At 70.1% G+C, this 26,954-nt stretch carries 24 protein-coding genes; 17 read left to right on the forward strand and 7 right to left on the reverse strand.

What is annotated here, in order from left to right; genetic code table 11:
- The first annotated feature begins 4 nt into the window (after positions 1-4).
- From DK427_RS13535 to DK427_RS13575, 9 genes are all read left to right on the forward strand, one after another.
- A complete protein-coding gene (locus DK427_RS13535; RefSeq protein WP_109951725.1) occupies positions 5-3,154 on the forward strand; it encodes an efflux RND transporter permease subunit in 3,150 nt (1,049 codons plus the stop codon).
- 21 nt (positions 3,155-3,175) lie between these two features.
- The gene (locus tag DK427_RS13540) at positions 3,176-3,541 is read left to right on the forward strand and encodes a hypothetical protein (RefSeq protein ID WP_109951726.1); all 366 of its coding nucleotides are present in this window, start codon (positions 3,176-3,178) and stop codon (positions 3,539-3,541) included.
- Between the two features lie 26 nt (positions 3,542-3,567).
- Positions 3,568-3,966, forward strand: a complete 399-nt coding sequence (gene copM, locus DK427_RS13545; protein WP_109951727.1) for a CopM family metallochaperone — start codon at positions 3,568-3,570, stop codon at positions 3,964-3,966.
- A 180-nt stretch (positions 3,967-4,146) separates the two neighbouring features.
- A complete protein-coding gene (locus tag DK427_RS13550; protein WP_109951728.1) occupies positions 4,147-4,479 on the forward strand; it encodes a four-helix bundle copper-binding protein in 333 nt (110 codons plus the stop codon).
- Positions 4,480-4,534: 55 nt separating this feature from the next.
- Positions 4,535-5,017 (forward strand): DUF305 domain-containing protein, encoded by a 483-nt coding sequence (locus tag DK427_RS13555; protein WP_024830747.1) that lies wholly within the window; start codon positions 4,535-4,537, stop codon positions 5,015-5,017.
- A 67-nt stretch (positions 5,018-5,084) separates the two neighbouring features.
- A complete protein-coding gene (locus DK427_RS13560; protein ID WP_109951729.1) occupies positions 5,085-7,544 on the forward strand; it encodes a heavy metal translocating P-type ATPase in 2,460 nt (819 codons plus the stop codon).
- Positions 7,545-7,552: 8 nt separating this feature from the next.
- A complete protein-coding gene (locus tag DK427_RS13565) occupies positions 7,553-8,287 on the forward strand; it encodes a DUF4396 domain-containing protein (protein WP_024830745.1) in 735 nt (244 codons plus the stop codon).
- A 72-nt stretch (positions 8,288-8,359) separates the two neighbouring features.
- Complete coding sequence (locus tag DK427_RS13570) at positions 8,360-9,619, forward strand: multidrug ABC transporter ATPase (RefSeq protein ID WP_238178672.1); 1,260 nt, start codon at positions 8,360-8,362, stop codon at positions 9,617-9,619.
- Positions 9,620-9,856: 237 nt separating this feature from the next.
- Positions 9,857-10,048, forward strand: coding sequence for a hypothetical protein (locus DK427_RS13575; protein ID WP_091881969.1), 192 nt, complete (start codon positions 9,857-9,859; stop codon positions 10,046-10,048).
- Between the two features lie 16 nt (positions 10,049-10,064).
- Here the strand turns inward: DK427_RS13575 and DK427_RS13580 are convergent, their stop codons facing one another.
- Positions 10,065-10,466 (reverse strand): MerR family transcriptional regulator, encoded by a 402-nt coding sequence (locus tag DK427_RS13580; RefSeq protein WP_063110606.1) that lies wholly within the window; start codon positions 10,464-10,466, stop codon positions 10,065-10,067.
- 100 nt (positions 10,467-10,566) lie between these two features.
- On the opposite strand from DK427_RS13580, the gene DK427_RS13585 reads away from it, so the two are divergent.
- The 4 genes from DK427_RS13585 (at position 10,567) to DK427_RS13600 (ending at position 15,189) form a co-directional block, all read left to right on the forward strand.
- Complete coding sequence (locus tag DK427_RS13585) at positions 10,567-12,762, forward strand: heavy metal translocating P-type ATPase (protein ID WP_109951730.1); 2,196 nt, start codon at positions 10,567-10,569, stop codon at positions 12,760-12,762.
- Entirely contained in the window at positions 12,762-13,274 is a 513-nt protein-coding gene (gene lspA / locus DK427_RS13590; protein ID WP_109951731.1) for a signal peptidase II, read from the forward strand. The genes DK427_RS13585 and lspA overlap by 1 nt, the downstream gene beginning before the upstream one ends.
- 88 nt (positions 13,275-13,362) lie before the next feature.
- A complete protein-coding gene (locus DK427_RS13595) occupies positions 13,363-14,430 on the forward strand; it encodes a L,D-transpeptidase family protein (protein ID WP_109951732.1) in 1,068 nt (355 codons plus the stop codon).
- Between the two features lie 36 nt (positions 14,431-14,466).
- On the forward strand, positions 14,467-15,189 hold the full coding sequence (locus tag DK427_RS13600; protein WP_109951733.1) for a cytochrome c biogenesis CcdA family protein: 723 nt from the start codon (positions 14,467-14,469) through the stop codon (positions 15,187-15,189).
- A 54-nt stretch (positions 15,190-15,243) separates the two neighbouring features.
- Here DK427_RS13600 and DK427_RS13605 read toward each other — a convergent pair whose 3' ends face one another.
- From DK427_RS13605 to DK427_RS13615, 3 genes are all read right to left on the reverse strand, one after another.
- Positions 15,244-18,498 (reverse strand): efflux RND transporter permease subunit, encoded by a 3,255-nt coding sequence (locus DK427_RS13605; RefSeq protein ID WP_109951734.1) that lies wholly within the window; start codon positions 18,496-18,498, stop codon positions 15,244-15,246.
- A gap of 14 nt (positions 18,499-18,512) precedes the next feature.
- Complete coding sequence (locus tag DK427_RS13610; RefSeq protein ID WP_109951735.1) at positions 18,513-19,889, reverse strand: efflux RND transporter periplasmic adaptor subunit; 1,377 nt, start codon at positions 19,887-19,889, stop codon at positions 18,513-18,515.
- Positions 19,890-20,023: 134 nt separating this feature from the next.
- Positions 20,024-20,347 (reverse strand): hypothetical protein, encoded by a 324-nt coding sequence (locus DK427_RS13615; protein WP_238178671.1) that lies wholly within the window; start codon positions 20,345-20,347, stop codon positions 20,024-20,026.
- Positions 20,348-20,786: 439 nt separating this feature from the next.
- Here DK427_RS13615 and DK427_RS13620 point away from each other — a divergent pair, with 439 nt between their 5' ends.
- Positions 20,787-21,374, forward strand: coding sequence for a hypothetical protein (locus DK427_RS13620; protein WP_109951737.1), 588 nt, complete (start codon positions 20,787-20,789; stop codon positions 21,372-21,374).
- Positions 21,375-21,926: 552 nt separating this feature from the next.
- Positions 21,927-22,361: a hypothetical protein gene (locus DK427_RS26355; RefSeq protein WP_144762837.1), complete on the forward strand. Its 435-nt coding sequence runs from the start codon at positions 21,927-21,929 to the stop codon at positions 22,359-22,361.
- 129 nt (positions 22,362-22,490) lie between these two features.
- Here DK427_RS26355 and DK427_RS13630 read toward each other — a convergent pair whose 3' ends face one another.
- Positions 22,491-22,877 carry a hypothetical protein gene (locus DK427_RS13630; protein ID WP_109951739.1) on the reverse strand — a complete coding sequence of 129 codons (387 nt, stop codon included), beginning with the start codon at positions 22,875-22,877 and terminating at the stop codon, positions 22,491-22,493.
- A 146-nt stretch (positions 22,878-23,023) separates the two neighbouring features.
- The gene (locus tag DK427_RS13635) at positions 23,024-25,069 is read right to left on the reverse strand and encodes a hypothetical protein (RefSeq protein ID WP_109951740.1); all 2,046 of its coding nucleotides are present in this window, start codon (positions 25,067-25,069) and stop codon (positions 23,024-23,026) included.
- Positions 25,070-25,973: 904 nt separating this feature from the next.
- Here DK427_RS13635 and DK427_RS13645 point away from each other — a divergent pair.
- Together DK427_RS13645 and DK427_RS13650 are read left to right on the forward strand one after the other, a co-directional pair.
- Complete coding sequence (locus tag DK427_RS13645; protein ID WP_109951741.1) at positions 25,974-26,171, forward strand: hypothetical protein; 198 nt, start codon at positions 25,974-25,976, stop codon at positions 26,169-26,171.
- Positions 26,172-26,330: 159 nt separating this feature from the next.
- Positions 26,331-26,660 (forward strand): ParB/Srx family N-terminal domain-containing protein, encoded by a 330-nt coding sequence (locus tag DK427_RS13650; RefSeq protein ID WP_109954150.1) that lies wholly within the window; start codon positions 26,331-26,333, stop codon positions 26,658-26,660.
- Here the strand turns inward: DK427_RS13650 and DK427_RS13655 are convergent.
- Positions 26,618-26,914: a hypothetical protein gene (locus DK427_RS13655; protein WP_162559798.1), complete on the reverse strand. Its 297-nt coding sequence runs from the start codon at positions 26,912-26,914 to the stop codon at positions 26,618-26,620. The two genes, DK427_RS13650 and DK427_RS13655, sit on opposite strands and share 43 nt — an antisense overlap.
- Positions 26,915-26,954: the final 40 nt, after the last annotated feature.

Genomic DNA, 26,954 nt, shown 5'->3' on the forward strand with positions numbered 1-26,954 from the left:
CCCGATGTTCACCTTCCTCGTCAGCCAGTCGGTCCGCAACCGCCTGCTCGTCCTCGCCTTGGCCACGGTGCTGGTGCTCTTCGGCGCCTTCACCGCGACCAAGCTGCCGGTCGACGTCTTCCCCGACCTGAACAAGCCGACCGTCACCATCATGACGGAGGCGGAGGGCTACGCCCCCCAGGAGGTCGAGCAGCTCGTCACCTATCCCATCGAGACCCGGATGAACGGGCTGCCCGGCGTGACCCGGGTGCGCTCGGTCTCGGGCGTGGGCCTGTCCATCACCTACGTCGAGTTCGACTGGGGCACCGACATCTACCGCAACCGCCAGCAGGTCGCCGAGCGGCTCGCCCTGGTGCAGGACCAGCTGCCGCGGGGCGTGACCCCGGTGATGGGCCCCATCTCCTCCATCATGGGGCAGATACTGCTGGTGGCGGTGACCAGCGAGACCGCGACCCCGATGCAGGTGCGCGAGGTCGCCGACTTCACCATCCGGCCGCGGCTCCTCACCATCCCGGGCGTGGCGCAGGTCATCCCCATCGGGGGCGAGGTGCGCCAGTTCCGGGTCAGCCCGAACCCGGCCGCCATGCGCGCGCTCGGGGTGTCGAACGCCCAGCTTGAGACGGCGCTGGCGCAGTTCGGCACCAATGCCGGCGGCGGCTTCACCGACCAGCATTCCCGCGAGTACCTCATCCGGAACATCGGCCGGACCATGAGCCTCGACGACCTGCGCAACCTCGTGGTCGCGACGGTCGCCGAGACGCCGGTCCACTTGCGCCAGGTGGCCGAGGTCTCCTTCGCCGCACGGACGAAGCGCGGCGACGCCGGCTACATGGCCAAGCCCGCGGTCATCGTCTCGGTCGAGAAGCAGCCCGACGTCGACACCGTGCAGCTGACCCGCAGCATCGCGATGGCCCTGAAGGAGATGTCGCCGACCCTGCCATCCGGCATCCGGGCCGACCAGGTCCTGTTCCGCCAAGCCGACTTCATCGAGACCTCGATCCGCAACGTCGAGCGCGTCCTCTTCGAGGCCGTGCTGGTGGTGGCGGTGGTGCTGTTCGCCTTCCTGCTGAACGTGCGCACCACGGCCATCTCGCTGCTCGCCATCCCAGTCTCGGTGCTGACGACCGCCGTGGTGTTCCACCTGTTCGGCCTGTCGATCAACACGATGACGCTGGGCGGTCTCGCCATCGCCATCGGCGAGCTCGTCGACGACGCGGTCGTGGACGTGGAGAACATCTACCGGCGGCTCGGCGAGAACCGGCGGGCCGGCAACCCGAAGAGCGTGTTCCAGGTGGTGGTCGAGGCCTCGAACGAGGTCCGCTCCGGCATCGTCTACGCGACGCTGATCATCATCCTGGTGTTCGTGCCGCTCTTCGCGCTGTCCGGCATCGAGGGCCGGCTCTTCGCGCCCCTGGGGCAGGCCTACATCATCTCGATCCTGGCGAGCCTGCTCACCTCGATCACCCTGACCCCGGTGCTGGCCTCGCTCCTGCTGCCGGGGCTCAGGAACCTGGAGGAGCACGACAGCCGCTTCCTCAAGCTGCTCAAGCGCGGCAACGCCGCCCTGCTGCGGGTCGCCTTCCGCCACAAGGGCCTGCTGGTCGGCACCGTCGCGGCGGCGGTGGTGGCCGCGGGCGTGGCCGCCTGGAACCTGCCCCGGGCCTTCCTGCCGCCGTTCAACGAGGGCTCGTTCACGGTCAACATGACCTTCAACCCGGGGATCTCGCTGGCCGAGAGCAACCGGGTCGGGCTGATCGCCGAGAAGCTGCTCTTGGACATCCCGGGCGTGAAGGCGGTCGGCCGCCGAACCGGCCGGGCCGAGCTCGACGAGCACGCCGAGGGCGTCCACTCGTCCGAGATCGAGGTGGCGCTCGACGAAGGCGCCAAGCGTCCGAAGGAGGCGCTCGTCGCCGACATCCGCGGGCGCCTCGCGGCCCTGCCGGTGGCCGTCAACGTCGGCCAGCCGATCTCGCACCGGCTCGACCACATGCTCTCGGGCGTGCGGGCCGAGATCGCGCTCAAGGTGTTCGGCGAGGACCTTGACGCCCTTCGTCGGGTCGCCAACTCCCTGCGCGACCGGATGGCCGCGATCCCGGGGCTCGTCGACCTTCAGGTCGAGCGGCAGGTCCGCATCCCGCAGCTTGAGGTTCGGGTCGATTACACCCGGGCGGCCCTCTACGGCGTGCAGCCGGCCGCCGTCGTCGAGCAGATCAGCCGCCTCTCGAACGGGCGGGTGGTCTCGACCGTGGTCGACGGCGTGCGCCGCTTCGACGTGGTGCTGCGCCTCTCCGAGAACCGCCGGACCACCACGGGCCTCGGCGACCTGCTGCTGGAGACGCCCTCGGGCTGGGTTCCGGCGCGCCAGGTGGCCGACATCCGCGAGACCGACGGGCCGAACCAGATCCTGCGCGAGAACGCCCGCCGCCGCATCGTCGTCCAGGCCAACACCAACGGCGAGAGCGACATGGCCACCATCGTGGCGGCCATCCGCGAGGCCGTGGCGAAGGAGCCGCTGCCGCCCGGCTTCTTCACCAGCCTGGAGGGCACCTTCCAGGCGCAGGAGGAGGCGAGCCGGACCATCGCGGCGCTCTCGGCGCTGTCCTTGGCCCTGGTCTTCGCCATCCTCTACAGCCGATACCGCTCGCCCGCGCTGGCGCTCATCATCATGGGCAACGTGCCGCTCGCCCTGATCGGCTCGGTGGCGGCGCTGTGGCTCGTCGGGCAGCCGCTGTCCGTGGCGTCGATGATCGGCTTCATCACGCTGACCGGCATCGCCGCGCGCAACGGCATCCTGAAGATCAGCCACTACCTGAACCTGTCGTTGCATGAGGGCGTGCCGTTCGGCCCCGACCTCGTGGTGCGCGGCAGCCTGGAGCGGCTGACCCCGGTACTGATGACGGCGCTCTCGGCCGGCGTGGCCCTGGTACCGCTGCTCTACGACGCGGCGAGCCCGGGCAAGGAGATCCTGCACCCGGTCGCGGTCACGATCTTCGGCGGCCTCGTCAGTGCGACGCTGCTCGACACCTTCCTCACCCCCGTCCTGTTCCTGCGCTTCGGACGCAAGCCGCTTGAGCGGCTGCGCGCCCTCCACGCCGAGGCGCCGGCCCACCCATCCCCGGACGGAGCGCGCCCGCGCCCGGCCGAGGCCTACTGAACCCCGAGAGGAGACCTGAGCATGATGCTTCCGAGACTGACCCTGGCCGGCGCCCTCCTGGCCGCGACCGCCGCCTACGCCCACGAGACCGCCGGCCAGCACGGCGGCCGGGTGGCGGACGCGGGCAAGTTCCACGTCGAGCTCGTCGCCAAGGGCGAGACCGTCAACGTGTTCGTGTCCGACGAGGGCCAGAAGCCGGTCCCGGCCGCGGGCTTCAAGGGCACGGCCATCCTCGTCGTCGGCGGCAAGCCGACCCGCGTGCCCCTGGAGCCCGCCGACGGCAACCGCCTGACCGGCAAGGCCGCGGCGGCCCTCGGCGACAGCCCGAAGGGCGCGGTGCAGCTCACAGGCCCCGACGGCGCGACCGCCAGCGGCAAGTTCAACTGACCCGAAGCACCAGGAAGAATCCTTCGATGAAGACGCTGACCTCGACACTCGCCGCCGCGGCCCTGGCCCTCGGTCTCTTGGGCATCGCCCTGGCGCACGAGGCCCACGACCATGCCGGACATGCCGGGCACGACCACGCCACGATGACGGCGACGGACAAGGCGGACACGCCGGCCACGAAGGCGTTCCGGGACGTCGGCGCCGAGATGCACCGGGACATGGACATCCGCTACACGAACGACGTCGACGTCGACTTCGTGCGCGGCATGATCCCCCACCACAAGGGGGCCGTTGCCATGGCCAAGGTCGCCCTCCAGCATTCCAAGGACCCCGAGATCCGGAAGCTGGCCGAGGAGATCATCAAGGCCCAGGACGTCGAGATCGCCCAGATGGAGGCCTTCCTCAAGAAGAAGGGCACCCAGTGAGGTCGCCCTCGCGCAGGTAGGCGGCTCTCCCAAATCCGTGATCGTCCAGAGTATTTATTTCTGAACGCTTCGCGGATTGGGGAGTTTGCTATCCAGGTTATAGCTGGCTGATCGAGTTAATACTTTGTCAGATCTCTAGCTTTGCCCTCATTCGCCAATATAAGCGAGAAGGATGCCTGAATGAGCCACGTGTCGAGCGAGATGCAATCATGCATCGACGAGTGCCTGCGCTGCTACCAGACCTGCCTGGGCATGGCCTCGAACCACTGCCTGCCGGCCGGCGGGAAGCACGTCGAGCCGGGGCATTTCCGCCTGATGATGGCCTGCGCGGAGATCTGCCGGACCTCGGCGCACTTCATGCTGATCGGCACCCCCGAGCACAAGCACACCTGCCGGGCCTGCGCCGAGGTCTGCGAGGCTTGCGCCAGGAGCTGCGAGCAGGTCGGCGACATGCAGGACTGCGTCCGGCAGTGCCGGGCCTGCGCCGAGAGCTGCCGGAAGATGGCCGCCTGAACCCGACGCGGCGGCTCGACCGGCCGCCCCCGCCAACCAACCTGAGGAGGCAATCTTGTTCGTTCGCACCCTGACCCTCGCCGCGACCCTGGCGCTCGCCGGCACCGGAGCGGCCTTCGCCGCCGACCACGACCACGGCTCCATGCAGGGGCCCTCGTTCGAGCTTCCCGCGGCCTGCAAGGCGGCGTCGGCCGCCAAGGAGGACTCGATGAAGGACATGCAGGGTCACATGTCCCAGGCCATGCAGGGCATGGGCGGCCAGATGACCGAGGCCCAGAAGGGCCTGCAGCAGGCCATGATGTCGATGAACGGTCCCATGATGCAGGGGATGATGGCCAAGGACGCCGACGTCGCCTGGATCTGCGCGATGATCCCGCACCACCAGGGCGCCATCGCGATGGCCCAGGTCGGGCTCAAGAACGGCGACAATCCCGAGGCGAAGAAGATCGCCGAGAAGACCATCCAGGAGCAGGAGAAGAGCATCAAGGAACTTACGTCCTGGCTCGACAAGAACGCCCAGAAGGAAGGCCGCCAGTAAGCCGCCGGCTGCCGTCGGGTCGCTCGTGGCCCGGCGGCGCTTCCTCGGCCATGCGGAAGGAGCGGTCATGAGCGACGCGCCACAGGGACATCACCCCGCCCCGGGAGGCCACGCCTGCGCGGGCGGCCACGGCCATGCCAGTCACGGGCACGGGCATGCACATGGCCAAGCGCACGGCGACCAAGCCGGCATCGCGGCGAACGACGCGGGTGCCGACCGTGTGAAGGACCCGGTCTGCGGGATGATGGTCGACCCGCATACGACGAAGCACCGGGCCGAGCACGGCGGCCACCCGTACTACTTCTGCTCGAACGGCTGCCGGACCAAGTTCGAGGCCGACCCGGTCCGCTACGTCGATCCCGGCCAAGCCGCGACGAAGGCCGACCCGGTGCCCGAAGGCACGATCTACACCTGCCCGATGCATCCGGAAGTTCGGCAGGTCGGCCCCGGGGCATGCCCGATCTGCGGAATGGCCCTGGAGCCGGCGATGGTCGGCGCCGACGAAGGACCGAGCGAGGAGCTCATCGACATGACCCGGCGGTTCCGGGTCGGGCTCGTCCTGACCCTGCCGGTGTTCGTGCTGGAGATGGGCGGCCACCTGTTCGGCCTCACCGAGCGCCTCGGCCAGCAGACGTCCAACTGGATACAGTTCGCGCTGGCGACCCCGGTCGTGCTCTGGGCCGGCTGGCCGTTCTTCGTGCGAGGCTACCGCTCTGTGGTCTCGCGCAACCTGAACATGTTCACCCTGGTCGCCCTCGGGACGGGGGTGGCCTGGGCCTACAGCGTGGTCGCGACGTTCGCGCCCGGGCTCTTCCCGGAGGCGCTGCGCGGGCATGGCGGGGCGGTGCCGGCCTATTTCGAGGCGGCCGCGGTCATCACCGTGCTGGTGCTGCTCGGGCAGGTGCTGGAACTGCGCGCCCGCGAGAGCACCGGTGGCGCGCTCCGCGCGCTACTCGACCTCGCGCCGAAGACGGCCCGGCGCATCCACCCCGACGGTACGGACGAGGAGGTGCAGCTCGACGCCATCGGCGTCGGCGACCGTCTGCGCGTGCGCCCCGGCGAGAAGGTGCCGGTCGACGGCGCCGTCGTGGAGGGCCGCAGCTCGGTGGACGAAAGCCTGGTGACAGGGGAATCCATGCCCGTCGGCAAGGAGGTCGGCGCCAGCGTCATCGGCGGCAGCCTCAACCAGTCCGGCTCGCTCGTGGTCGAGGCGACCAAGGTCGGGCGCGACACCATGCTGGCCCGCATCGTCCAGATGGTGGCCGAGGCGCAGCGCTCGCGCGCGCGCATCCAGCGCCTCGCCGACCAGGTCGCCGGCTGGTTCGTGCCGGCGGTCATCGGCGTGGCGGTGCTCGCATTCGTCGCCTGGATGGCGTTCGGGCCTGAGCCGCGCTTCACGTTCGCGCTGCTTGCGGCGGTCGCGGTGCTCATCATCGCATGCCCCTGCGCGCTCGGCCTCGCCACGCCGATGTCGATCATGGTCGGGGTCGGCCGCGGCGCCCAGGCCGGGGTGCTGGTCAAGAGCGCCGAGGCCCTGGAGCGCATGGAGCGGGTCACCACGCTGGTGGTCGACAAGACGGGGACGCTGACGGAGGGCAAGCCGGCGGTGACGCGGGTCGTGGCGGCGACAGGCTTCGACGAGGCTACCGTGCTGCGCCTCTCGGCGAGCGTCGAGCGGGCGAGCGAGCATCCGCTCGCCCTGGCCATCGTGGCGGCCGCCGGGAAGCGCGGGATCGCGGCCTCCCCCGTCGAGGATTTCGACAGCCCGACCGGCAAGGGTGCGCTCGGCACCGTCGAGGGCCGCCGCGTGGCCCTCGGCAACGCAGCCTTCCTGCGTGAGCAGGGCGTCGATGTCTCGGCCCACGCGGCCGAGGCCGACGAGCTCCGGCGCGACGGCGCCACGGCGATCTTCGCGGGCGTCGACGGGCGCGTGGCCGGCGTCATCGCCATCGCCGACCCCGTCAAGGCGACGACGCCCGAGGCGCTCGCCGCGCTTCGGGCCGAGGGCATCCGGGTCGTGATGCTGACTGGGGACAACCGAACGACTGCCGACGCTGTGGCGCGCCGGCTCGGCATCGAGGAGGTCGAGGCCGAGGTGCTGCCCGACCAGAAAGCCGCCGTGGTCGAGCGGCACAAGGCCGCCGGTCAGGTCGTCGCGATGGCCGGAGACGGCGTGAACGACGCTCCCGCGCTCGCCGCGGCGGACGTCGGCATCGCAATGGGGACCGGCACCGACGTGGCCATCGAGAGCGCGGGCCTGACGCTGCTCAAGGGCGACCTCCTCGGCATCGTGCGGGCGCGGCGGCTATCTCGGGCGGTGATGGGCAACATCCGCCAGAACCTGTTCTTCGCCTTCGTCTACAACGCCGCCGGTGTGCCGGTGGCGGCTGGGTTGCTTTACCCGTTCCTCGGCATCCTGCTCTCGCCGGTCATCGCGGCCGCGGCGATGGCGCTGTCCTCGGTCAGCGTGATCGGCAACGCCCTGCGCCTGCGGGCGACGAAGCTCGACCCCTCGTCCGCCCGCTAGGAGCCTGCATGTTCCCGACCTGGCTCCACGCCCTCGCCGTCGCGTCCCTGTTGCTGGGGGTCGCGTGCGCCCTGCTGCTGTCGGTGCAGGTCATCCGCCATCCGCAGCACATGACCGTGATGAACGTGGTCTGGCCGGTCAGCGCCCTGTTCGGAACTGTCGCCGTGGTGTGGGCCTACTTCCGATACGGTCGCCTCGCCACGATGGAGGCGCACCACCACGCCAAGGAGCGGGGCGAGGAGCCGCCGAACATGACCGGCACTCCGTTCTCGGTGATGGTCGGCAAGGGCGCGCTCCACTGTGGCAGCGGCTGCATGCTGGGCGACGTCGCCGCCGAGTGGCTCGCCTTCCTGGTGCCGGCGGTGGCGGTCTGGTTCGGCTGGCACTCCCTGTTCGAGGAGAAGATGTACGCGGTCTGGGTGCTGGACTTCGTCTTCGCCTACGCGCTGGGGATCGTGTTCCAGTATTACGCCATCGTGCCGATGCGGGGGCTCTCCCCCGGCGAGGGCCTCGTGGCGGCCGTGAAGGCGGACACCGCCTCGCTGATCGCCTGGCAGGTCGGCATGTACGGTTTCATGGCCTTCGCGCAGTTCTACCTGTTCCCGCACCTCGCGGGGCAGCGGGCCCCGGTGAACTCGGTCGAGTTCTGGGCCGCCATGCAGCTCGCCATGGTCGCGGGATTCCTGACCAGCTACCCCGTCAACTGGTGGCTCGTCGGTTCCGGCATCAAGGAACGCATGTAGGCCGGCACGGCCTCCCATCCGGCTTGATTGCGCGGGGGGACCTGTTCCGCCTGTATCCACCTTCCCGTCGCGGTGCCATTGTTGTTCACGCCCATCGTCGTCCACGACCTGATCCACCGTGTCGCCGGCCTCGACGGACCCCACGGCCATTGGTGGATGGAGCTCGTGTCGGTCCTTGCTCTCGTCGTGGCGCCGGCCTGGACGGGGTGGATGGCGCTGCGCCTCGCCTGGCGCACGCTGCGCGAACGGCGCCGGCGCGGCGCGGGAAATCCCGAAGAGTGGCGCCTTGAGCGCTTCGTCCTGCGGGCGACGCTGCGCCCGCAGTTGCGGCTGCTGCTGCTCTCGCTCCTGACGCTGCCGGCCGCGTGGCTCCTCCTGGAGATCCCCAAGCACATCATCAACCACGCCCTCTCGGACGCGGAGGGCGACGGCCATCCCGGGATGGCCTTCCTCGGGCTCGAACTGGGACGTGTCGAACTCCTGTTCGCGCTGTGCGCGAGCTACCTCGCCGTGCTGACGCTGGGCGGCCTCGCCAAGTACGCGGTCAACCGGACGCGCGGCGGCCTCAACGAGCGCCTCGTGCGCCGGTTACGCCTCGCCGTCTTCCGGCGTGCCCGTGGGGAGCGGTCGCCCGAGCGCCGCGCCGCGCTGGCCGCCGTCGCCGTGCAGGAGGTCGAGCCCATCGGCTACGCCGGCGCGGGCCTGGTGGCCGTGCCCTTCGTCCAGGGCGGCACGCTCCTGACCAGCGTGGCCTTCCTACTCCTCCAGGATGCCGCCCTGGCGCTGGCCGCGTTGGTGATGCTGCCGGTGCAGCTCACGCTCTTGCCGCGGCTGCAGCGGCGCCTGAACGCCAAGGTGCGTGAGCGGGTGCATGCGACCCGGACTCTCGGCGGCCTCCTGACCGCGCCTGAAGCCGGAACCGCGGAACATCCCCCGGTCCTCCTCCGGCAGATGCGCCAGGCCGAGGCGCTGGAGCGGGTGCGTGTCGAGATCGCCGATCTGAAGGGCCGGCTCAAGGGCATCTACAACTACACGGCCAACCTGACGCCGTTCTTCTTCTTCTCGGTCGGCGGCTACCTTGTCATCCAGGGACGGCTCTCGCTCGGGGCGCTGGTCGCCGCACTCGCGGCCTACAAGGAGATTTCGCCGGCCCTGCGGGAGCTGTTTGATTTCGCGCAGGGCTGGTCGGACGCGCGAGCCCGGTTCGAGGAGGTAATCAGGGCGCTCAGCTTCCCCGGCTCGCAGGGTTGGTCGCGCATTCCTGGCCTAAACGCTGACGTCGCGGGTCAATCACCGAGGAATTTCGCCCCCATGCCAGTTGGGTCGAAGTAGTCGCTCGGCTTGCGCTTATGTGGTCGCTGCGGATCCCCGTATGCCTAGCCGCTCCTGGGCGAAGCGTCGGCTGGTTGGTGTACATCTGCCAGCCTCCGTAATTACCTCACGGTGGCAGGTCGGGCATACATCTCACCGCAAATCCGCCTCTCGGTTCTAAGGCGGAGCTAGTGCCTAGCGGGCGTCGTGACGGTGCAATCGTGACAAGCCTCCATTTCAGGAAAGGCCGAGCTGGTGATGAAGGAGCGTCATTCCTGGGGCCAGAGGAACGCGGGTCGTCGCCGTCGCGTCAGGCCGCATGTCCGGGCCGCCGCGCGCCGAGCCTTCGTCGCGATTACGGTCGCCGTCCTCGCCGTCGCGTGCTGCGGGTTCGTGGCCAAGGGGCTGTTCGAGAGCCGTGTGCTGATGCCCCCCTACGTCGCTCGCTGACCTGGGCCCAGGTCCGTCACGCGGGCTCACCCAACGGCGACAGGGCCTCGATGATGCGGCAATCCGCGACCGACCCGCAGCCGCACTGGCCGATGACTTCGCGGAGTTCCGAGGCGAGCCGGGTCAGGTCGGCCAGCTTGCGCTCCACATCGGCGAGATGGGCGCGGGCGATGGTGTCGACCTCGCCGCAGGAGCGCTCACGGTCGTCCGCCAGGGCGAGCAGGTCCCGGATCTGCTCCACGGTGAACCCCAGGGCGCGACCGCGGCGGATGAAGCTCAGCCGGCGCAGGTGCTCGGGCCCGTAGAGCCGGTAGTTCCCGCTCGACCGCGCCGGCGGGGGCAGCAACCCGACCTTCTCGTACCACCGGACCGTCTCGACACGGGTCTGCGTGGCCTCCGCGAGGCTGCCGATGGTCATGGAAGAGGCAGTCCGCACGGCCTTGACCCTGTAGTGACTACAGGGTGCATGTAGGGGGCCTTCCCAGTCCGGACCAGGAGCCCGGCGAACGGAGCGCACCATGAACCAGGCCGCCGGCGCGGACCGCACATCCTTCCCCACGAACGGACCGCAGGCTCTGCGCTACAGGGTCAAGGGCATGGACTGCCCGACCTGCGCCGGGAAGATCGAGACCGCCGTCTCCCGGCTGCCGGGCGTCGCGGACGTGCGCGTGAACTACGGCAGCCAAGTCCTCGATCTCGCGCTCGACGAGGCCGCGACGCCGAGGACCGAATTGGAGGGGCGCATCGAGCGCCTGGGCTACGGCGTCGCGCCGCTTCCCACGGCCGCGGAACTGGCCTTGGCGCAAGCCTCGGGCGGGGCCCCGCCCGTTGAGACCGCGGAGGAGCCCGAGCCGCCGCTCTGGCGGACCCGGAAGGCGCTGCTGGGCATCCTGATCGGCGCCCTGTTCGCCGCCGGCTTCCTGGTCGAGCGGGTCGCGCCGGGCGTGGTGGGCGAGTACGCCTACTGGCCAGGGGCGCTCGTCGGCCTCGCCTATTACGGCCGCCGCGCGGCCGTGGCGGCGTTCGCCGGCACGCCCTTCTCCATCGAGATGCTGATGTCGGTCGCGACCGCGGGGGCGCTCGCCATCCACGCCGCCGAGGAGGCCGCCATCGTCGTGCTGCTCTTCACGGTCGGCGAGATGCTGGAGGTCGTGGCCGCGGGCCGGGCGCGGGCCGGCATCAAGGCGCTCGCCGCCCTGGTGCCGAAGACCGCCCGCCTGGTCGACGAGGCCGATGGCACCATCCGCGAGGTGGCCGCCGCGTCGCTGGCCGTCGGTCAGGTCGTGGTCGTGCGGCCGGGCGACCGCGTGCCCGCCGACGGGGTGATCACCGACGGCGCTTCGAGCCTCGACGAGTCCCCCATCACCGGCGAGTCGGTCCCGAAGCCCAAGGAGGTCGGCGACCCTGTCTACGCCGGCAGCGTCAATGCCGACGGCGCGCTCCAGGTCCGGGTCACCAAGACGGCGGCCGACAACACGGTCGCCCGCATCCTGCATCTCGTCGAGGAGGCGCAGGCGTCGAAATCGCCCACGGCGCGCTTCATCGATCGGTTCAGCGCGGTCTACACGCCCATCGCGTTCGCGTTCGCGGCCGCGGTCGCGGTCGTGCCGCCGCTGCTCGGCGCCGACTGGGGCACCTGGATCTACCGGGGCCTGGCGCTCCTCCTCATCGCCTGCCCCTGCGCGCTGGTGCTCTCGACCCCGGCGGCCATCGCCTCCGGACTGGCCGCTGGAGCGCGACGCGGGCTGCTCGTCAAGGGCGGCGCCGCGCTGGAGGTCATCGGGCGGGTTCGCACGGTCGCGTTCGACAAGACCGGGACGCTGACCGCCGGACGACCGCGGGTCTCGGACATCCTGGTCTTCGCCCCGGACGCGTCGGAGCGCTCGCTTCTCGGGTTGGCCGCCGCGGTCGAGAGCGGAAGCAGCCACCCCATCGCCCGGGCCATCCTCGACCGGGCGAGCGCGGACGGGGTGCCGCTGCGCCCGACGCGGGACGCCCGCGCCATCCCCGGCAAGGCGGTGTCGGCCACGGTGATGGGTCAGACGGTGCTCGTCGCCTCCCCACGCCACGCCGCCGAGAGCGCGCGGCTCGGCCCCGAGGCCGAGGGCGGGATCGCGGACCTGGAAGCCGCCGGCAAGACGGTGGTCATCGTCGTCCGCGGCGCCGAGGCCTTGGGCGCCATCGCGGTCCGGGACGAACCCCGCGCCGACGCGGCGGCCGGCATCTCGGCCCTGCGGAAGCTCGGCGTCCGCAGCGTGATGCTGACCGGCGACAACCGGCGCACGGGCGAGGCGGTCGCATCCGAACTCGGGCTCGACGTGAAGGCCGAGCTCCTGCCCCAGGACAAGCTCGCCGAGATCGCGGCCCTGAAGGCGGCGGGTCCGGTGGCGATGGTCGGCGACGGCATCAACGACGCGCCGGCGCTCGCCGCCGCCAGCGTCGGCATCGCGATGGGCGGCGGCACCGACGCGGCCTTGGAAACGGCGGACGCGGCGGTGCTGAACGACCGGGTGGGCGACGTGGCCGCGCTGGTCTCCCTCTCTCGGGCGACCCTGGGCAACATCCGCCAGAACGTCGCGATCGCCCTCGGCCTGAAGGCCGTGTTCCTGGTGACGACCATCGCCGGCATCACCGGCCTCTGGCCGGCCATCCTGGCCGACACCGGCGCGACCGTCCTGGTGACGGCCAACGCGCTCCGTCTCCTGAGGGCCTGATGATCTCCCTGTCAGGGTGGGCCGGCCGGGCCGCGACCGTGGCCGGGGTGGCCGGGGCCGCTGCGGCCATCGACCTCGTCGCCAAGGCGGTGGCCGAGGCGTGGCTGGAGGAAGGCGCCGTCAGGGGCGCGCTGCCCTTCATCGACCTGAGCCTGTCGTTCAACCACGGCATCAGCTTCAGCCTGTTCCCGGCGCACGACCAGTCCTCCCTGGCGCTGCTCCTCGCCATCCAGGGCACGCTCACTTGCCTTGTGGCCGGCTGGGCCCTGGCCGCGGGCGGCGGGCTCGAACGCCTCGGGCTCGCCGCGATAGCGGGCGGGGCCGCCGGCAATTTCGTCGACCGGCTCATGGACGGCGTCGTCACGGACTACCTCGACCTGCACACCGGCGGCATCCGCTGGTTCACCTTCAACCTGGCGGACGTCTGGATCTCGGCGGGTGTGGTGCTGCTGCTCCTCGACGGACTTCCTCTGCGGCGGGGGCATCGCAGTGCCGGGGGGCCAATCCCGTGAGGGGCCCGATTCCGCCGAACCGCACCCACGGCAACCTGTCATCAATCCTTCGAGCCCAGGCTCGGAAGCCGACCTCGGCGAGGCCGACATGCTGAAGACGATAACGCTCGGTCTGGCCCTCCTCCTGGCGCTGTCCGCCTGCCAGGACGGCCAATACGCGGCCTCGACGCGCCACCTCGCGCCGATCCCGCCGGCGACCCTGGCCCTGATGTCGGCCAAGGGTGTCTCGCCGGCGGACCCGATCCTGATGCGGGCCTACAAGAAGGAGTCCGAGATCGAGCTCTGGAAGCGCGGCGCGGACGGCAAGTACGCCCTCCTGAAGACCTACCCGATGTGCCGCTGGTCGGGTCAGCTGGGGCCCAAGACCCGGGAGGGGGACCGGCAGGCGCCGGAGGGCTTCTACGCGGTGACGCCCGCGTCCATGAACCCGAATTCGAGCCTCTACCTCTCGTTCAATCTCGGGTACCCGAACGAGTACGACCGCTCCCTGGGACGCACCGGTGCGCACCTGATGGTGCACGGCTCGTGCTCGTCGCGGGGCTGCTTCGCGATGACGGACGAGGCGATCTCGGAACTCTATGCCGTGGTGCGGGAGGCCTTCGCGGGCGGCCAGCGCGCCGTCCAGTTCCAGTCCTACCCGTTCCGTATGACGCCGGAAAACATGGCCCGGCACCGGCAGGACCCAAACATCGCGTTCTGGAGGAACCTCAAGGAGGGGTCCGACCGGTTCGAGGTCACGAGGGCCGAGCCGGGCGTCGGCGTCGCCGATGGCCGATACGTGTTCGATGCCGGCGACGAGGCCACGGCTGGCGCGGTCGCGCGGAAGCAGGCGGATGACGAGCGGCAGGTCGCCGCCCTCGTGGCGAGCGGGACGCCCGCCGTCCGGCTGGTGTACGAGGACGGCGGCCAGCACCGGTCGTTCCGAGAGACCATGGTCGCGGCCGGAGGCGGTCTCGGCGAGGTGAGCCGCCCCGAGGCTCTGGCCGCAGGGCCGCGTGAGGTCGCTGTGCCGGCCGCGGGCCCGGTTGCTCTCGCCGGCAAGCGCGATCCGGTCCGGGGCGCGGCGGCGCTCAAGCCGACGGGGCCCGGCGGGACCGAGGCGGAGCGCCAACGCATTCTCAAGATCTTCGCCGCGGCCGGGGCCGATCAGGAGTGACGATCCTGCGTCCATCACTCCGCCGGGGCTGAACCGATGGCCATCGACGCCTCAAGCGTGGGCTTCCTCGCGACCTTCGCGGCCGGCGCCGTATCGTTCCTATCGCCCTGCGTGCTGCCTCTCGTTCCGGGCTACGTGTCTTACGTCGCCGGGCAGTCGGCCGCCGGCGAGCGCGACAGCCTTCGCACGCTCGGCCTGAGCCTTTGCTTCGTGCTCGGGTTCACGACCGTCTTCGTCGCGTTCGGCGCGGGGGCGAGCGCGCTCGGCTTCGCCCTGCTCGCTCATCGCGAGACGCTGAACCTCGCCTCCGGCTTGCTGGTGATCCTGTTCGGCCTGTTCACTGCCGGTCTGCTGCGGCCCGCTTGGCTGCAGCGCGAGCTGCGCTGGCACGGCGATCCGCCGGGTCGGGGACCCGTCGCCGCCTATCTCCTCGGAACGGCTTTCGCCTTCGGATGGACCCCATGCATCGGTCCCGTCCTCGGTGCCATCCTGGCGGTCACGGCCTCCTCGGCCTCGGGCAAGGGCGTCGCCCTGCTCACCGTCTACTCGCTCGGGCTCGGCGTGCCGTTCGTGGCGGCGGCCCTGTTTATGTCCGGCTTCGTGGCGCACCTCCGGACCCTACGCTGGTTCGGCCGTGCGCTTCAGCTCGTCGGCGGGGGCGTAATGGTGGCGATGGGGCTGCTGATGGTCACCGACCGCATGACCGATGTGGCCTCCCTCATCATGGAGACCTTTCCGGCGCTAGGTCGGATCGGCTGAACGGAGAAGACATCGAGGGGCTCGGGCTGCCCCTCGATGCCTGCGGCAGGCGGGCTATTCGGCGGCCTGCCGGAACGGCGCGGCGCCACCGGCGTCCTCGTCATGGTTGACCGGCGGCGTAGCGCGGGAGCCGCCGAAGCGCGCATAGAGGGCCGGCAGGACGACTAGGGTCAGCAGGGTGGCGCTGATCAGGCCGCCGATGACCACGGTCGCGAGCGGCTTCTGGACCTCCGCGCCTGTCCCAGTCGCCAACGCCATCGGAACGAACCCGAGCGAGGCGACGAGGGCAGTCATGGCGACGGGCCGCAGCCGGGTCATGGCGCCCTCCAGGATCGCCTCCCGGCGGGGGCGTCCCTCGGCGACGAGCTGCTTGATGAACGTCAGCATCACGAGGCCGTTGAGGACTGCCACACCGGACAGGGCGATAAAGCCGACGGCGGCCGGCACCGAGAACGGCATGCCGCGCAGCCACAGGGCCGCGATGCCTCCGGTCAGGGCGAGCGGCACCGCACTGAACACGAGAAGCGCGTCCCGGACCGAGCCCAGGGCGGAGTAGAGCAGGAGGAAGATCAGGAAGAAGCACGCCGGCACCACCACCGTCAGCCGGCGCTTGGCCGAGGCGAGGTTCTCGAACTGACCGCCCCAGGTCACGTAGTACCCGGGCGGCATCCGGACCTGCTCGGCGACCTTCCCCTGGACCTCGGCCACGAGCGAGCCGATGTCGCGCCCGCGCACGTTCGCGGTGACGACGACGCGCCGCTTGCCGTTCTCGCGACTGATCTGGTTCGGTCCCTCCGAGACCGAGAAGCTCGCCACCTGCTTCAGGAGGACGGAGGTCGAGCGCCCGTTGGGCCCGGGCGGCAGCGGAACCGGGATATTCTCCAGCGCCTCGCGGTCCTCGCGCACCTTGTCGGTGAGCCGCACCACGATGGGGAAGCGCCGGTCGCCCTCGAACAGGAGACCCGCCTGCCGGCCTCCGATGGCCGCGCCGATCACCTCCTGAATGGCGCCGGTGCTGAGCCCGAGGCGTGCGGCCTCGGTCTTGTTGACCTTGATCTCCAGGATCGGAAGCCCGGCCGTCTGCTCGACCTTGATGTCCTCCGCGCCCTGCGTGCCCCGCAGGATGTCGGCGATGCGGTCGGCCGCCCGCGTCATCGGCTCGAACTCGTCGCCGAAGACCTTGACGGCAAGGTCGCCGCGGGCCCCGGCCAGGAGTTCGTTGAAGCGGAGCTGGATCGGCTGGGAGAACTCGTAGACGTTGCCGGCGAGCCGGCCCACCGCCTTCTCGATTTCCTCCTGCAGCTCTGCCTTCGACAGGCCCGGGTCGGGCCACTCCTCCTGGGGCTTGAGGATGACGAAGGTGTCCGAGGAGTTCTGCGGCATCGGGTCTGTCGCCACCTCCGCCGTGCCGGTCTTCGAGAAGACGTAGGCGACCTGGGGGAAGCGTCCGATGGCCTCCTCCACCTTGAGCTGCATCGCCTGGGACTGCGACAGCGAGGTTGACGGGATGCGCAGCGCGTTCAGCGCGATGCTCTTCTCGTCGAGGGTGGGGATGAACTCCGTGCCGAGCCGGGCCAGCAGCACGCCGCTCCCGGCGAGGAGCAGCAGGGCCAGCGCCACGAAGGCCAGCGGGGCGCGGACCGCGGCGCCGAGCATCGGGCGGTAGGCCGCCTTGAGGGCGCGGATGATGAGGTTGTCCTTCTCGGTCACCTTGCCGGTGACCACGATGGCCACCATCGCCGGGACGAAGGTGAGGGAGAGGACGAAGGCCGCCGCGAGGGCGATGATGACGGTAAGCGCCATCGGCTCGAACATCTTGCCCTCGACCCCGGTGAAGGTCAGTAGCGGCACGTAGACCAGGATGATGATGGCCTGCCCGTAGAGGGAGGGCTTGATCATCTCCTCGGCCGAGCCCCGCACCGTGGCCAGGCGCTCCTCCAGGGTGAGGACCCGCCCGAGGGCGTGCTGCCGCTCGGCGAGGTGGCGCAGCGCGTTCTCGGTGATGATCACCGCCCCGTCCACGATGAGGCCGAAGTCGAGCGCCCCGAGGCTCATCAGGTTGGCCGAGATGCCGGCCTCGACCATGCCGGTCGTCGTCATCAGCATCGCGACCGGGATCACCAGGGCCGTGATGACGGCGGCGCGGATGTTGCCGAGCAGCAGGAACAGGATGACGACGACGAGGGCCGCTCCCTCAGTGAGGTTCGTCGCCACGGTCCGGATGGTCGCCTCGACCAGACGGGTCCGGTCGAGGACCGTCTGGACCTCGATGCCCGGCGGGAGCGAGCGCCGGATCTCGCGCATCCTGGCGTCGACGGCGGCCGCGACCGTGCGGCTGTTCTCGCCGATGAGCATCAGGGCGGTTCCGACGACGGCTTCCCGGCCGTCCTCGCTGGCCGAGCCGGTGCGCAGGTCGCGTCCGATCCGCACCTCGGCGATGTCCTTCACCCGGACCGGGACGCCGCCGCGGGTCGTGACCACGACGTTGCCGATCTCGTCCATGCTCTCCAGGCGGCCGGAGGAGCGGACGACGTAGCCCTCGCCGTTGTCCTCCAGGTAGCGGGCGCCTTGGTTCGCGTTGTTCGCCTGGAGCGCCCGGGCGACGTCGCCGAAGGACAGGTCTAGCGCGGTCAGCTTCGTCGGGTCCGGCTGGACATGGTACTGCTTCTCGTAGCCGCCGATGCTGTCGACGCCGGCGACGCCCCGCACGGTCCTGACCTGCGGCCGGATCACCCAGTCCTGAACCGTCCGCAGGTAGGCCGCGCGCTCCAGCTCGGTCGCGAGCCGCTGCCCCTCGGGCGTCAGGTAGCTGCCGTCCGCCTGCCAGCCGGGCTTGCCCGGGCGCGAAGCCTTCCGCTCGCCGGGCGCCGCGTAGCGCACGGTCCACATGTAGATCTCGCCGAGGCCGGTCGTGATCGGCCCCATGTGCGGCTCGATCTCCGACGGCAGCCCTTCGCGCGCCTCGCTCAGGCGCTCCACCACCTGTTGGCGTGCGAAGTAGACGTTGACGTCGTCGGCGAAGACCGCCGTGACCTGGGAGAAGCCGTTGCGCGAGAGGGAGCGGGTGTATTCGAGGCCCTTGATGCCGGCGAGCGCGGTCTCGACCGGGTAGGTGACCTGCTTCTCGATGTCGAAGGGCGAGAGCGCGGGCGCGACGGTGTTGATCTGCACCTGGTTGTTGGTGATGTCGGGCACCGCGTCGATGGGCAGCTTCGTCAGGGCGTGGACGCCGAAGCCGGCGGCCAGCAGCGACAGGAGCACGACGAGCCAGCGCTGCCGGACGGAGAAGTCGAGGATGCGGGAGATCATGTCCGGTCTCCCGCTCAGTCGTCGTCGCCGGCTTCGGACTTGCCGAGCTCGGCCTTGAGGAGGAAGGAGTTGGCGACCGCGATGGGGTCGCCCGGCTTCAGGCCGGAGACGACCTCGTAGGAATCGTCGTCCGAGCGCCCGAGCTCGACCTCGCGCTTCTCGAAGCCCTCCTCCGTGCGCACGAAGACGACGCGCTCGCCCCCGACCGTCTGCAGGGCAGCCTTCGGGACGCGCACCTCGACCGCGTCGTGCGCGATCTCGACCTCGGCGGTGACGAAGGTGCCGGGGCGCCAGGCGAGGTCCGGGTTCGGCAGGGCGACGATGACCCGGGCCGAGCGGGTGTCCGGGTTCAGGAACGGGCTGACGAAGACGACCTTGCCGTCGGCGTGGCGGTCGCCGCCTTCCTGGGCCGGGGTGACCGCGACCGGTGCGCCCTCCCGCACCTTGGCAAGCTCGGTGGTCGGCACCGAGAGTTCGATCCAGACGGTCGAGAGGTCGGCGACGGTGTAGACGTCGGCCGGGTCCCCCTCTCCGCCGACCTTCGTCCCGACGTCGACCTTGCGCTCGACGATGCGGCCGGCGAGCGACGAGCGGAGCTCGTACCGGCGCAGGGTGGACTGGTTCGGCGTCGCCTCGTCCCGCTTCTGCGCGGCCGCGACCTCGGTCGCGCTCAGCCCCAGGGCGGAGAGCTTCTGGCGGGCGAGGTCGACGCGCAGGGTGGCTTCCGTATAGGTCGCCTTGGCCTGCAGGTAGACCTGCTCCGACGAGACGCGCTTGTCCCAGAGCGCCTGCTGGCGATCGTAGTTGGTCTTCTCCAGCTCGGCCCGCACGGAGGCGGTGAGATACTCGCTCTTGGCGTCGGCGACCTCCCGGCTTTCGAGGACGGCGACGACCTCATCCTTGGCAACCCGGTCGCCGAGACGCTTGCGCATCTCCGCGACGGTACCCACGACCCGGGCCGGGACACGGGCGATCCGGTCGGTGTCGGGGGTGATGGTGCCGGGCACCAGAAGGTGCCGGGCGAGGGTGCCGCCCTCGACCTTCACGACCGAGATGTCCTGCCCCGAGACCTGCTCTGGGGCCATCTTGATCACGCCTGCCTCGGCCTCGGCGTGCCCCTCGGCCGCCTCGTGCCCGTGCACTCCGGGTTCCTTACCGTGGGCCTTTTCGGGGGACGCGGCTCCCTTGTCGTCATCGCCGTCCTGCCCGGCCCCGGCTCGTGCGGGCTCGGGCTCGGGCTTGGCGGGAGCCGGGCCCGCGGTGAAAGCGAACAGGTCTTTCGGCAGGCCGGCGGCGGACAGGCTGCCTTGGACGAAGCCGGTGACGGCGGGGACGGCTGCGCCGATGGCGATGCCGGCGGCCAGGAGGACCGCGAACAGGAGGATGCGCATGGGGACCGCTCGGCCGGGATGCCGGACGGCCCCTCTGGGCGGTCGCGGTCGCTCCCGTTGGTTCAGGTGAGGAGACGAGCCCGGCGCCGCGTCGGACGGCCGGGCGAACGCGCGCTCATGGGCGCGGCGTCACCTCACGCGCGGGGCGGTCTCGTCAGGCGGTCGGGAGCAACGGAGGCCGGCATCTCGGCCACCCAGGAATAGGTCAGGGCGGCGAACTCCGGTGCCAGCGTGACGTCGGCCGACACTTGTGGCGGAGCCACCTGGTGGCAGCCGCAATGGAGATGACAGGCGAAGCCCGGGTCGGCAGCCTCTTCGGGGGCGGCCGCGTCGAGGGCAGCCATCTCGGTCAGTCCGTGGTGACGGGGGGCGTGGAACGCGAGGTCCTCACCGACGCCCGCGACGGGAGCGACGATGAACAGGGCCAGGGCGAGCACGAGCGCGCGGGCGCTGAGCACCCACCACTCTCGCGCCGCGACGCGACGCCTATGCAGACCGCCAGTGTCCATCGCGGTGCTTATGCGCGATCCCGGGGCGACCGCACAAGAGTGGCATGAACGCTCGTGCGACCGAAAGGCTTCAGATCGGCGGTCCAGCGCAGACGTAGCGGCACAGTCGGTTCAGTTTCTCGACGCAGGCAAGGAACCGAGGCTGTCCTTTGACAGCCAAAGAATGCGCGGATGCAAGGGCAAAGCCGCGTCGCCTAATGGCAATGATATCCGGGCGTTATGTTCACCTGCAGGGTGTTCGCTTTTAGCAGCACAGCGGATCAAGGAGAGCATGAAGCTCAAGGTCGGGAAAGGGTCAGGAGTTCGCTCCCAGTCTCGACGAGACGGTGGCCTCGCTGGGCGAGGCGGCATAGACGAAGCGTCAACCGCGGCGCGGTAGGACGGCGCCATGCCGATCACCCGTCGCGTCATCTACGCCAACCTCAGCTATGACTTGAAGGGAAAGCTCGATGAGAGGAACCTCGAACGCAGGAGGCAGCGCCTCAGGCCGGAGAAGCCTCCAGGTCGGCAGCTCTTTGTCGAGAGGCTGGAGGGGCACGCGCTACCATGGCTCCCCGTGTTCCAAGTCGCTCCGCTGGCCCAACACTTCCGGGAGATCATCGCGAAGGAACGCGACCTCCTGATCAAGGAAGTCCGACTGGAACGAGACCGTGACCCGGAAGCAATTATCATCAAGCTGCCGCAGCACTTCGTAAAGGCATGGCAGGGGCTGCAAATCCCGAGCCAAGGCGAGTACTCGTTCACTCGATTACTTCAAGTGCCGATCTACTCCAGCGACTGGTTAGGCATGTCGCGGGACAAGACTTGGGTCACGAGCAAGCTCCACGATCCGCCCGAGCTGGAGGACGTTCGGGCCCTTTCGCTCTACGTGAACCAGTTGGTCGGCCTCGACGAGAACGGCGTCCCGCCTCGCCGGCCGCGGCAGCGACCCATTCCCGACGATGATGCCGAGGCCCTGGGTGACCTTGCGCCCTAGCTGCCGCGCAGCCAAGCCTCGTTCCGCTGGCACGTGGTTGCGAGCTGGTCGTCGAAGGACACCTGCAGCCGGGCGCGCGGCTCGCGGCATTCCGCCGCCAGGAACGCTCGGGGGCCCCTGGGATAATTTGGGTGCGGCGCGATCACGAGGCGCCTCGCGAACGCAGCTCCGGTGGCGATGAGGGCCGCCCCGGTCATCAGCCCTTCCGGCTCGGCATGTTCGCCCAAGCCGTAAGGCGCGAGGATCTTGTGGATAACTGAGCTTGTTCGTATCCCGCCCAAACCCAGAACCGTGGGCCCTAAGGAGCGCGATAGAGCCTCACCCACTGGATTTCAGGTCGTTTGGCACATTGTGCCAACGGCTCTGACTTTGGGGCTGGCAACCGGCTCCTCGCCCGTCCCAAGGGCGTGAAGCAGCTATCCCCTCGCAAACTCCACATTCCTTGCTTCCACCTGGCCACCTTGCTTGAACAGGGCCAAGGTCAGCCGCTGGACATTTCAACTGCCTGACAACAGCCTCGCCTTCACTTGTAGTTCTAGCAGGATTTGCGTGATGTCGAAGCGGAGCCGTTACGACTTGGGTGCGATCATGCGCCGGTCGTGGGTTTTGGCGAGGGAGGTGGCGACAGCAATTGGCGAGGGCGCGCGGGCTCATCTTGCTGGAGCAATGCGCCGCGCTTGGGCTGACGCTAAGGCGGCTGTCGCGCAAGAGACTGAAGAAGCTCGCCTGACTCCCGACGATCTCGTCGGCAATGAGGAAGATTATCAAGGTGGGATACTAAGATATGTCAGCATAAAGCCGTGGTCCTCTAAGGATGGCTACGATAAACGCGATTACATCATTTGCGAATTCAATGGTCGTCTCAAAGATAAAAATCTGATGTACTTTCACAGGTCGGGACAGGTTGATCTTTTTCACATTGAGGTTGATACCCCTTTTGGAAAGATTTGGTGCCACGACAACATTGAGGCCGAACTTCTTGCCTGAGGTGACAAGCTCAAGGTGCTGTCGACCCAGCCGCTAAAAAGAGGGGGCGGCCTCAGCCCCGGGCGATATGCCTATGCGCTAGGATCGTGCTGACCCGGCTTACGTCATGCGAGAGACAACACGCCGGGGTTAGCGGGCCGGCACGGCCGCGGCGGGCGAGTTCTGCGAGGGGTTGGCCGCATTCGTGGGGTCGGGATCCTCAACCTCGAAGGCAGCCTTGCGCAGCCCGATCGCCTCGGCGACCTGGTAGGCCCGCTTCAGGCTGATGTTGCAATCGTAGTCGCCGTCGAGGAGGCGCCAGTGCTCCCCGGTGCGCCAGGTCGCCAGGGACCGGTGGATGTCCTCGGACCGAAGGCCGAACCGGCAGACGCGGGCCCGGATCATGTCGAGGAGGACTTGCTTGTCGGAGAGGTAGCTGGCCGCACAGTGGGTGCGGACGGCGCGCTTGCGGACGACGATACCCGGCTTGTCCGAGCCGTAAAGGATGTCCTCGGCGAACGCAGAGACGGCGTACATCTGGCAGACCCCCGGGGCGCGAAGGACCAAATCGCCTATTGCGCGCCGCGACTTAGAGAGGGTGCCACCGATTGTGACAGTGTCTAGGCCGGTCTAGGCCGAAAGGAGCAAACGCGACAGCGCGGCCAAGGCTCCGAAGGGCGCTCCTACTCGGCCTTCGCCGGGGGCTTGGCCTCGGGCTGGGGTGGAGGGGGCAGAGGCGGCGGGGCCGCGCGATGGACGCCGTTGCCGTCCCTGGCCGTCGCCACGAATAGGGGCGTCTCGTAGATATCGCGCTGCGTCTGCTCGAACGTCCTGCGCTTTCCGCGCACGTACGCATCGCCCCAACGCGAGGCCCGCTCCTGCCACTCGGCCCGGGCCTTCACCACCCGCTCCCGGACGAAGGCCCGATCCCGAAGGAGGATGCCCTTCGGGTCGGCGGCAACACCGTTCTGCACCGGCACTGTGAGTGTCATGCCGAGGAACGTGATCAGGGCCTCGGCGAGGTCCGCGTCGATGAAGTCGGGCACCCGCGTCGCGACCCGATCCTCATGCGGCTGCCGGGGCATGTCGAAGGTCGAGGCCAGCTTCGCGAGGTTCGCCCGGTACTCGCCGCCCATGGCCGCGTCGGCCCTGGCGAAGATCGGGAACTGCAGGTCGAGGTCCTCGTCGAGGAGCAGCTTGGCCTTCGCGGCCGCGTGCAGGTGCGGAAACTCGGCGGCCGGCTGCCAGTACCACCACAGCTTCTTGGCCTCAGCCTTGGCCTCTTCGGTCGAGAGCATCGCCGCGAGCGCGACATCGATCTCCGGCACGGCGGGCGCGGGCGCCGGGGCGACAGGGGGGGAGACGGGGGCGGGAGCGGGCATCGTCAGCGAATCGGTGATTTTCGATTTCGGGGTCGCGGGCGGGATCGTGCCCTCCGCGCGTGCATGCCTCAACGCACGGCGCCGCTCGGCGCGCGCGTCCCGGAAGCGCAGGACCCGGGCGGCCTCGGCCTTCGCCAGGGTCCGGATGGCCTCGTTGCTCGCCCCGGTGTCGAGGCGGACCTGGAGGTCCGGGCTATCCACCTCCGCCATGACGAAGGCCCAGAAGGTGGTGTCGGCCCCGTCGCGCTCGATCGCGTCGAGCAGCTTCCGCCCCCTGTAGGCCCCCGTCTCAAAGCCGGTCGTCAGGGCGGTGCCGGTGATCGCCTCGTCCAGTGCGGCGAGCCAGAGCCGCCGCCAGGCATGCAGCTCCGACGCCAGGGCGGCCACGGGCCGGCGGCGCGATCCCGCCTTCGGCTGGGTTACCCGGCGAGAGGGGAGCGCGCTTCCGAGCTTCACCAAGGTCGACGCCCGGAGCTGGAAGGCCGGCGCGTCCGGGTGTGCCTGCAGGAAGCTGAGGCTCTCCTTGTCGAGGAGCCGGGCGGCCGCCGTCCGCATTTCCGGCGGGCGCAAGCGCACGGAGAACGCCACGGAGATGTTGCGGCCCAGCTCGTCCTTGGCCTCCTCCGCGGTGACGGTGAAAGCCGAGGTGTGGTCAGCGAGGTCTTCGAGCGCAGGCTTCAGGTAGCGGATCCGGAGCGGCCCCATGCGGATCGGGGCGGGCATGCCGAGTACCTCGCCGAGCTCGGAGACGGGCACCGTGATGACATGGGGAGGCGCCTCCGGCAGGTAGCGGACACGGTCGGCGGCGAGGCGCCCGACGAGGTGGCGGTAGAGCAGCGCGCCCCCCTTCGTCTTGAGGCGCGCGAGGACGGCGAGGTCGAGGTAGCCGTAGAGGCCCTGCCGGAGGAGCGGCGGCACCCAGGCCGGAAGCGAGGCGCGGAAGGCGTCGCCGATGCGCAGCTCCTGGCGCTCGCCACCAAGGAGACGCACGAGGCTGTCCGCGAGCTCGCGCGGCTGAACCGGCCGGCCGTGCCCGCTCATGGCGACGAGGGCGGGACGGGCCGGGAGCGTGAGCTCGACGCCGTCGGCGGGCAGGCCGTCCGGGTGCGCCGCGACAGCCTGCGTTACGAGCCACTCCCACAACGCCACGTCCCTCGCTCCGACCCGCGGGACGGCGCAGAGCCGGCGGTCGAGGAGGTAGGCGACCGGCCGCGGCACGGACGGGGCGACGGTCGCGAAGGCCTCCGGCGAGGCGGACGCCTGCTCCAGGTCACCGCGCACCGACGGGACGAACGGCGCCCGCCGGGAGCGGGCGGACGGAGCGGAGGGCTTGGGCGAGGCGGCCATGGCTATCGCTTGAAGATTTTCACCACCGGAGGGTAGCACCCGGCGTGGCAGGAACAAGCCCCTTCCCCCCTGCGGAGAGGGGGTTGGAGGGCCTTGACCGGGGCGCGTCTGCGATCCCCTAATACTAAACTAAAGGGACACCGGAGGGCGTGGAGGGGTGGTTGGCCCGCCCCTGCCGGGGAATGACGGTCACGTCAATTAGTATTGTAGCGCGAAATTGCACCGTCTCCCGATCCGTCCGTAGAGGGAAACCGGGGCGTGGGTATAGGTTCAGGTGGTGCAAATCTTCACGCCGAGGGGCGGGTTCGGTGGTGAAGATCTGCACGTCCCGAGGCACCGGGGCGGGGGTGCAGATCTGCACCGCCTCGGCCTCGATCCTTGCGTCCCCGAGGGGCATGATCGGGCATGTCCGAGATCGCATCCGCACCCACGACTTACCGCAGGCGCGCCCTCACGGTGGAGGACGAGCGCAAGCGCGAGGACGCCGAGCGCAAGCGCCGGGAGCGGGCGGAGCGCAAGGCCTCGGGGCTGCCGGATCCGAGAGAGCTCGACCGCGCCCTCGTCGACGCCATCCGCGACGCGCCCCTGACCGGCGCCCGCGGCCCCGGGGGCGGACGCACCCGCACGGCGTCCATGTCGAGGGCTTGGTCCGCCGGGCCGCTCATGCCCTGCAGCGCAGGGGGTACCTGCCCGCCGCGACCGTCCCGGCGCTCTTCGCCCGCATCTCGCGCGACACCGTCGCCTAGCCCCAGGCCCCTCCCGGGACCGGACCCGCCCTCCGGCCCGGGCGGTGTGTTGTCCGTCGCACGGCAGGCCGGGAGCCTGACCCTCGCTGGAACCGACAAGGCGCCCGGGGCGGACCCCCGACCGGGCGCCCCTTCCGGCAAGGCGATGGAGCGACCCCGTGGGCTACCGGCGCACCCCTGTCATCGTGCGACCCTCTGACCTCCGGGGCGAGCGCGTCCCGCAGGCGGTCGCTCAGGCCGTCAGGCACGGCACGGCGATCCTGGTGGGCTTCCAGCCCGGCGAGGATCTGCGCGTCCTGCTGCGCGCCCGCCGCGAGACGTCGGCCACGGCCCGGAAGGCGGGCGGCGAGGCGTGATCCGGGCCGGGGAGGCCCGGGGGCGGGTCCCTCCCCGGGGGGGCAAGGCCTTCAGGTCATGCGGTCCGAGACCCGGCGGCCCACACAAGATCGGTTTGGGTACGCACCCCGCGTACCCCGTGAATTTTCAGGGACTTACAGGTGCGCACCGACGATCCCTTGAGGTACGCAGCAATCGAGATCGTCGAGGTGCGCACCCTGCGCGGCTACGACCGCAACGCGCGTACCCATTCCGACGAGCAGGTCGCGCAGCTCGCGGCCGCGATCCAGCGCTTCGGCTTCACTAACCCGATCCTCGCGGACGAGGACGGCGTCGTCATCGCCGGCCACGGGCGCATGGCCGCGGCGCGCCGGCTCGGCTTCGACCGCGTCCCGTGCATCCGGGTCACCGGCCTGTCCGAGCAGGAGCGCGCGGCGCTGGTGCTGGCCGACAACCGCATCGCGCCCTACGCGAACCTGCGCGCCGCGATCCCGCTCTTCATCGTCTGAGCCGGGGCCTCGCCCTGGAGCTTGCGGTACCGGAACGCGTCGAGCGTGAACTGCGTCGGCCGATCGAAGACCTCGGCCGCGACCTCGCGCAGCCGCTTGCGGGCGGAGGCTGCCAAGTACAGGGCCGCCTCGTCGAGGGCGCTTCGGAGCTCCTTCGCCCGCGTGATCCCAGCCCGCCTCAGGGCGCTGACGTCGAGTTTGATGCGCGTGTTGACCATGTCCGGGAGGCTCGCCCGGGCCTCTGCGACGGCCAACACACCGGTCGCCGGCGGGGACGTTGAAATCCGGTGTAGG

This window comes from Methylobacterium radiodurans (assembly GCF_003173735.1).
Classification (GTDB): domain Bacteria; phylum Pseudomonadota; class Alphaproteobacteria; order Rhizobiales; family Beijerinckiaceae; genus Methylobacterium; species Methylobacterium radiodurans.

Excerpts from the sequence above, each read along its gene's own strand:
- DK427_RS13535 (WP_109951725.1), top strand. The coding sequence starts at position 5 with ATGTTCACCTTCCTCGTCAGCCAGTCGGTCCGCAACCGCCTGCTCGTC.
- DK427_RS13540 (WP_109951726.1), top strand. The coding sequence starts at position 3,176 with ATGATGCTTCCGAGACTGACCCTGGCCGGCGCCCTCCTGGCCGCGACC.
- copM (WP_109951727.1), top strand. The coding sequence starts at position 3,568 with ATGAAGACGCTGACCTCGACACTCGCCGCCGCGGCCCTGGCCCTCGGT.
- DK427_RS13550 (WP_109951728.1), top strand. The coding sequence starts at position 4,147 with ATGAGCCACGTGTCGAGCGAGATGCAATCATGCATCGACGAGTGCCTG.
- DK427_RS13560 (WP_109951729.1), top strand. The coding sequence starts at position 5,085 with ATGAGCGACGCGCCACAGGGACATCACCCCGCCCCGGGAGGCCACGCC.
- DK427_RS13565 (WP_024830745.1), top strand. The coding sequence starts at position 7,553 with ATGTTCCCGACCTGGCTCCACGCCCTCGCCGTCGCGTCCCTGTTGCTG.
- DK427_RS13575 (WP_091881969.1), top strand. The coding sequence starts at position 9,857 with ATGAAGGAGCGTCATTCCTGGGGCCAGAGGAACGCGGGTCGTCGCCGT.
- DK427_RS13580 (WP_063110606.1), bottom strand. The coding sequence starts at position 10,466 with ATGACCATCGGCAGCCTCGCGGAGGCCACGCAGACCCGTGTCGAGACG.
- DK427_RS13585 (WP_109951730.1), top strand. The coding sequence starts at position 10,567 with ATGAACCAGGCCGCCGGCGCGGACCGCACATCCTTCCCCACGAACGGA.
- lspA (WP_109951731.1), top strand. The coding sequence starts at position 12,762 with ATGATCTCCCTGTCAGGGTGGGCCGGCCGGGCCGCGACCGTGGCCGGG.
- DK427_RS13595 (WP_109951732.1), top strand. The coding sequence starts at position 13,363 with ATGCTGAAGACGATAACGCTCGGTCTGGCCCTCCTCCTGGCGCTGTCC.
- DK427_RS13600 (WP_109951733.1), top strand. The coding sequence starts at position 14,467 with ATGGCCATCGACGCCTCAAGCGTGGGCTTCCTCGCGACCTTCGCGGCC.
- DK427_RS13605 (WP_109951734.1), bottom strand. The coding sequence starts at position 18,498 with ATGATCTCCCGCATCCTCGACTTCTCCGTCCGGCAGCGCTGGCTCGTC.
- DK427_RS13610 (WP_109951735.1), bottom strand. The coding sequence starts at position 19,889 with ATGCGCATCCTCCTGTTCGCGGTCCTCCTGGCCGCCGGCATCGCCATC.
- DK427_RS13620 (WP_109951737.1), top strand. The coding sequence starts at position 20,787 with ATGCCGATCACCCGTCGCGTCATCTACGCCAACCTCAGCTATGACTTG.
- DK427_RS26355 (WP_144762837.1), top strand. The coding sequence starts at position 21,927 with ATGTCGAAGCGGAGCCGTTACGACTTGGGTGCGATCATGCGCCGGTCG.
- DK427_RS13630 (WP_109951739.1), bottom strand. The coding sequence starts at position 22,877 with ATGTACGCCGTCTCTGCGTTCGCCGAGGACATCCTTTACGGCTCGGAC.
- DK427_RS13635 (WP_109951740.1), bottom strand. The coding sequence starts at position 25,069 with ATGGCCGCCTCGCCCAAGCCCTCCGCTCCGTCCGCCCGCTCCCGGCGG.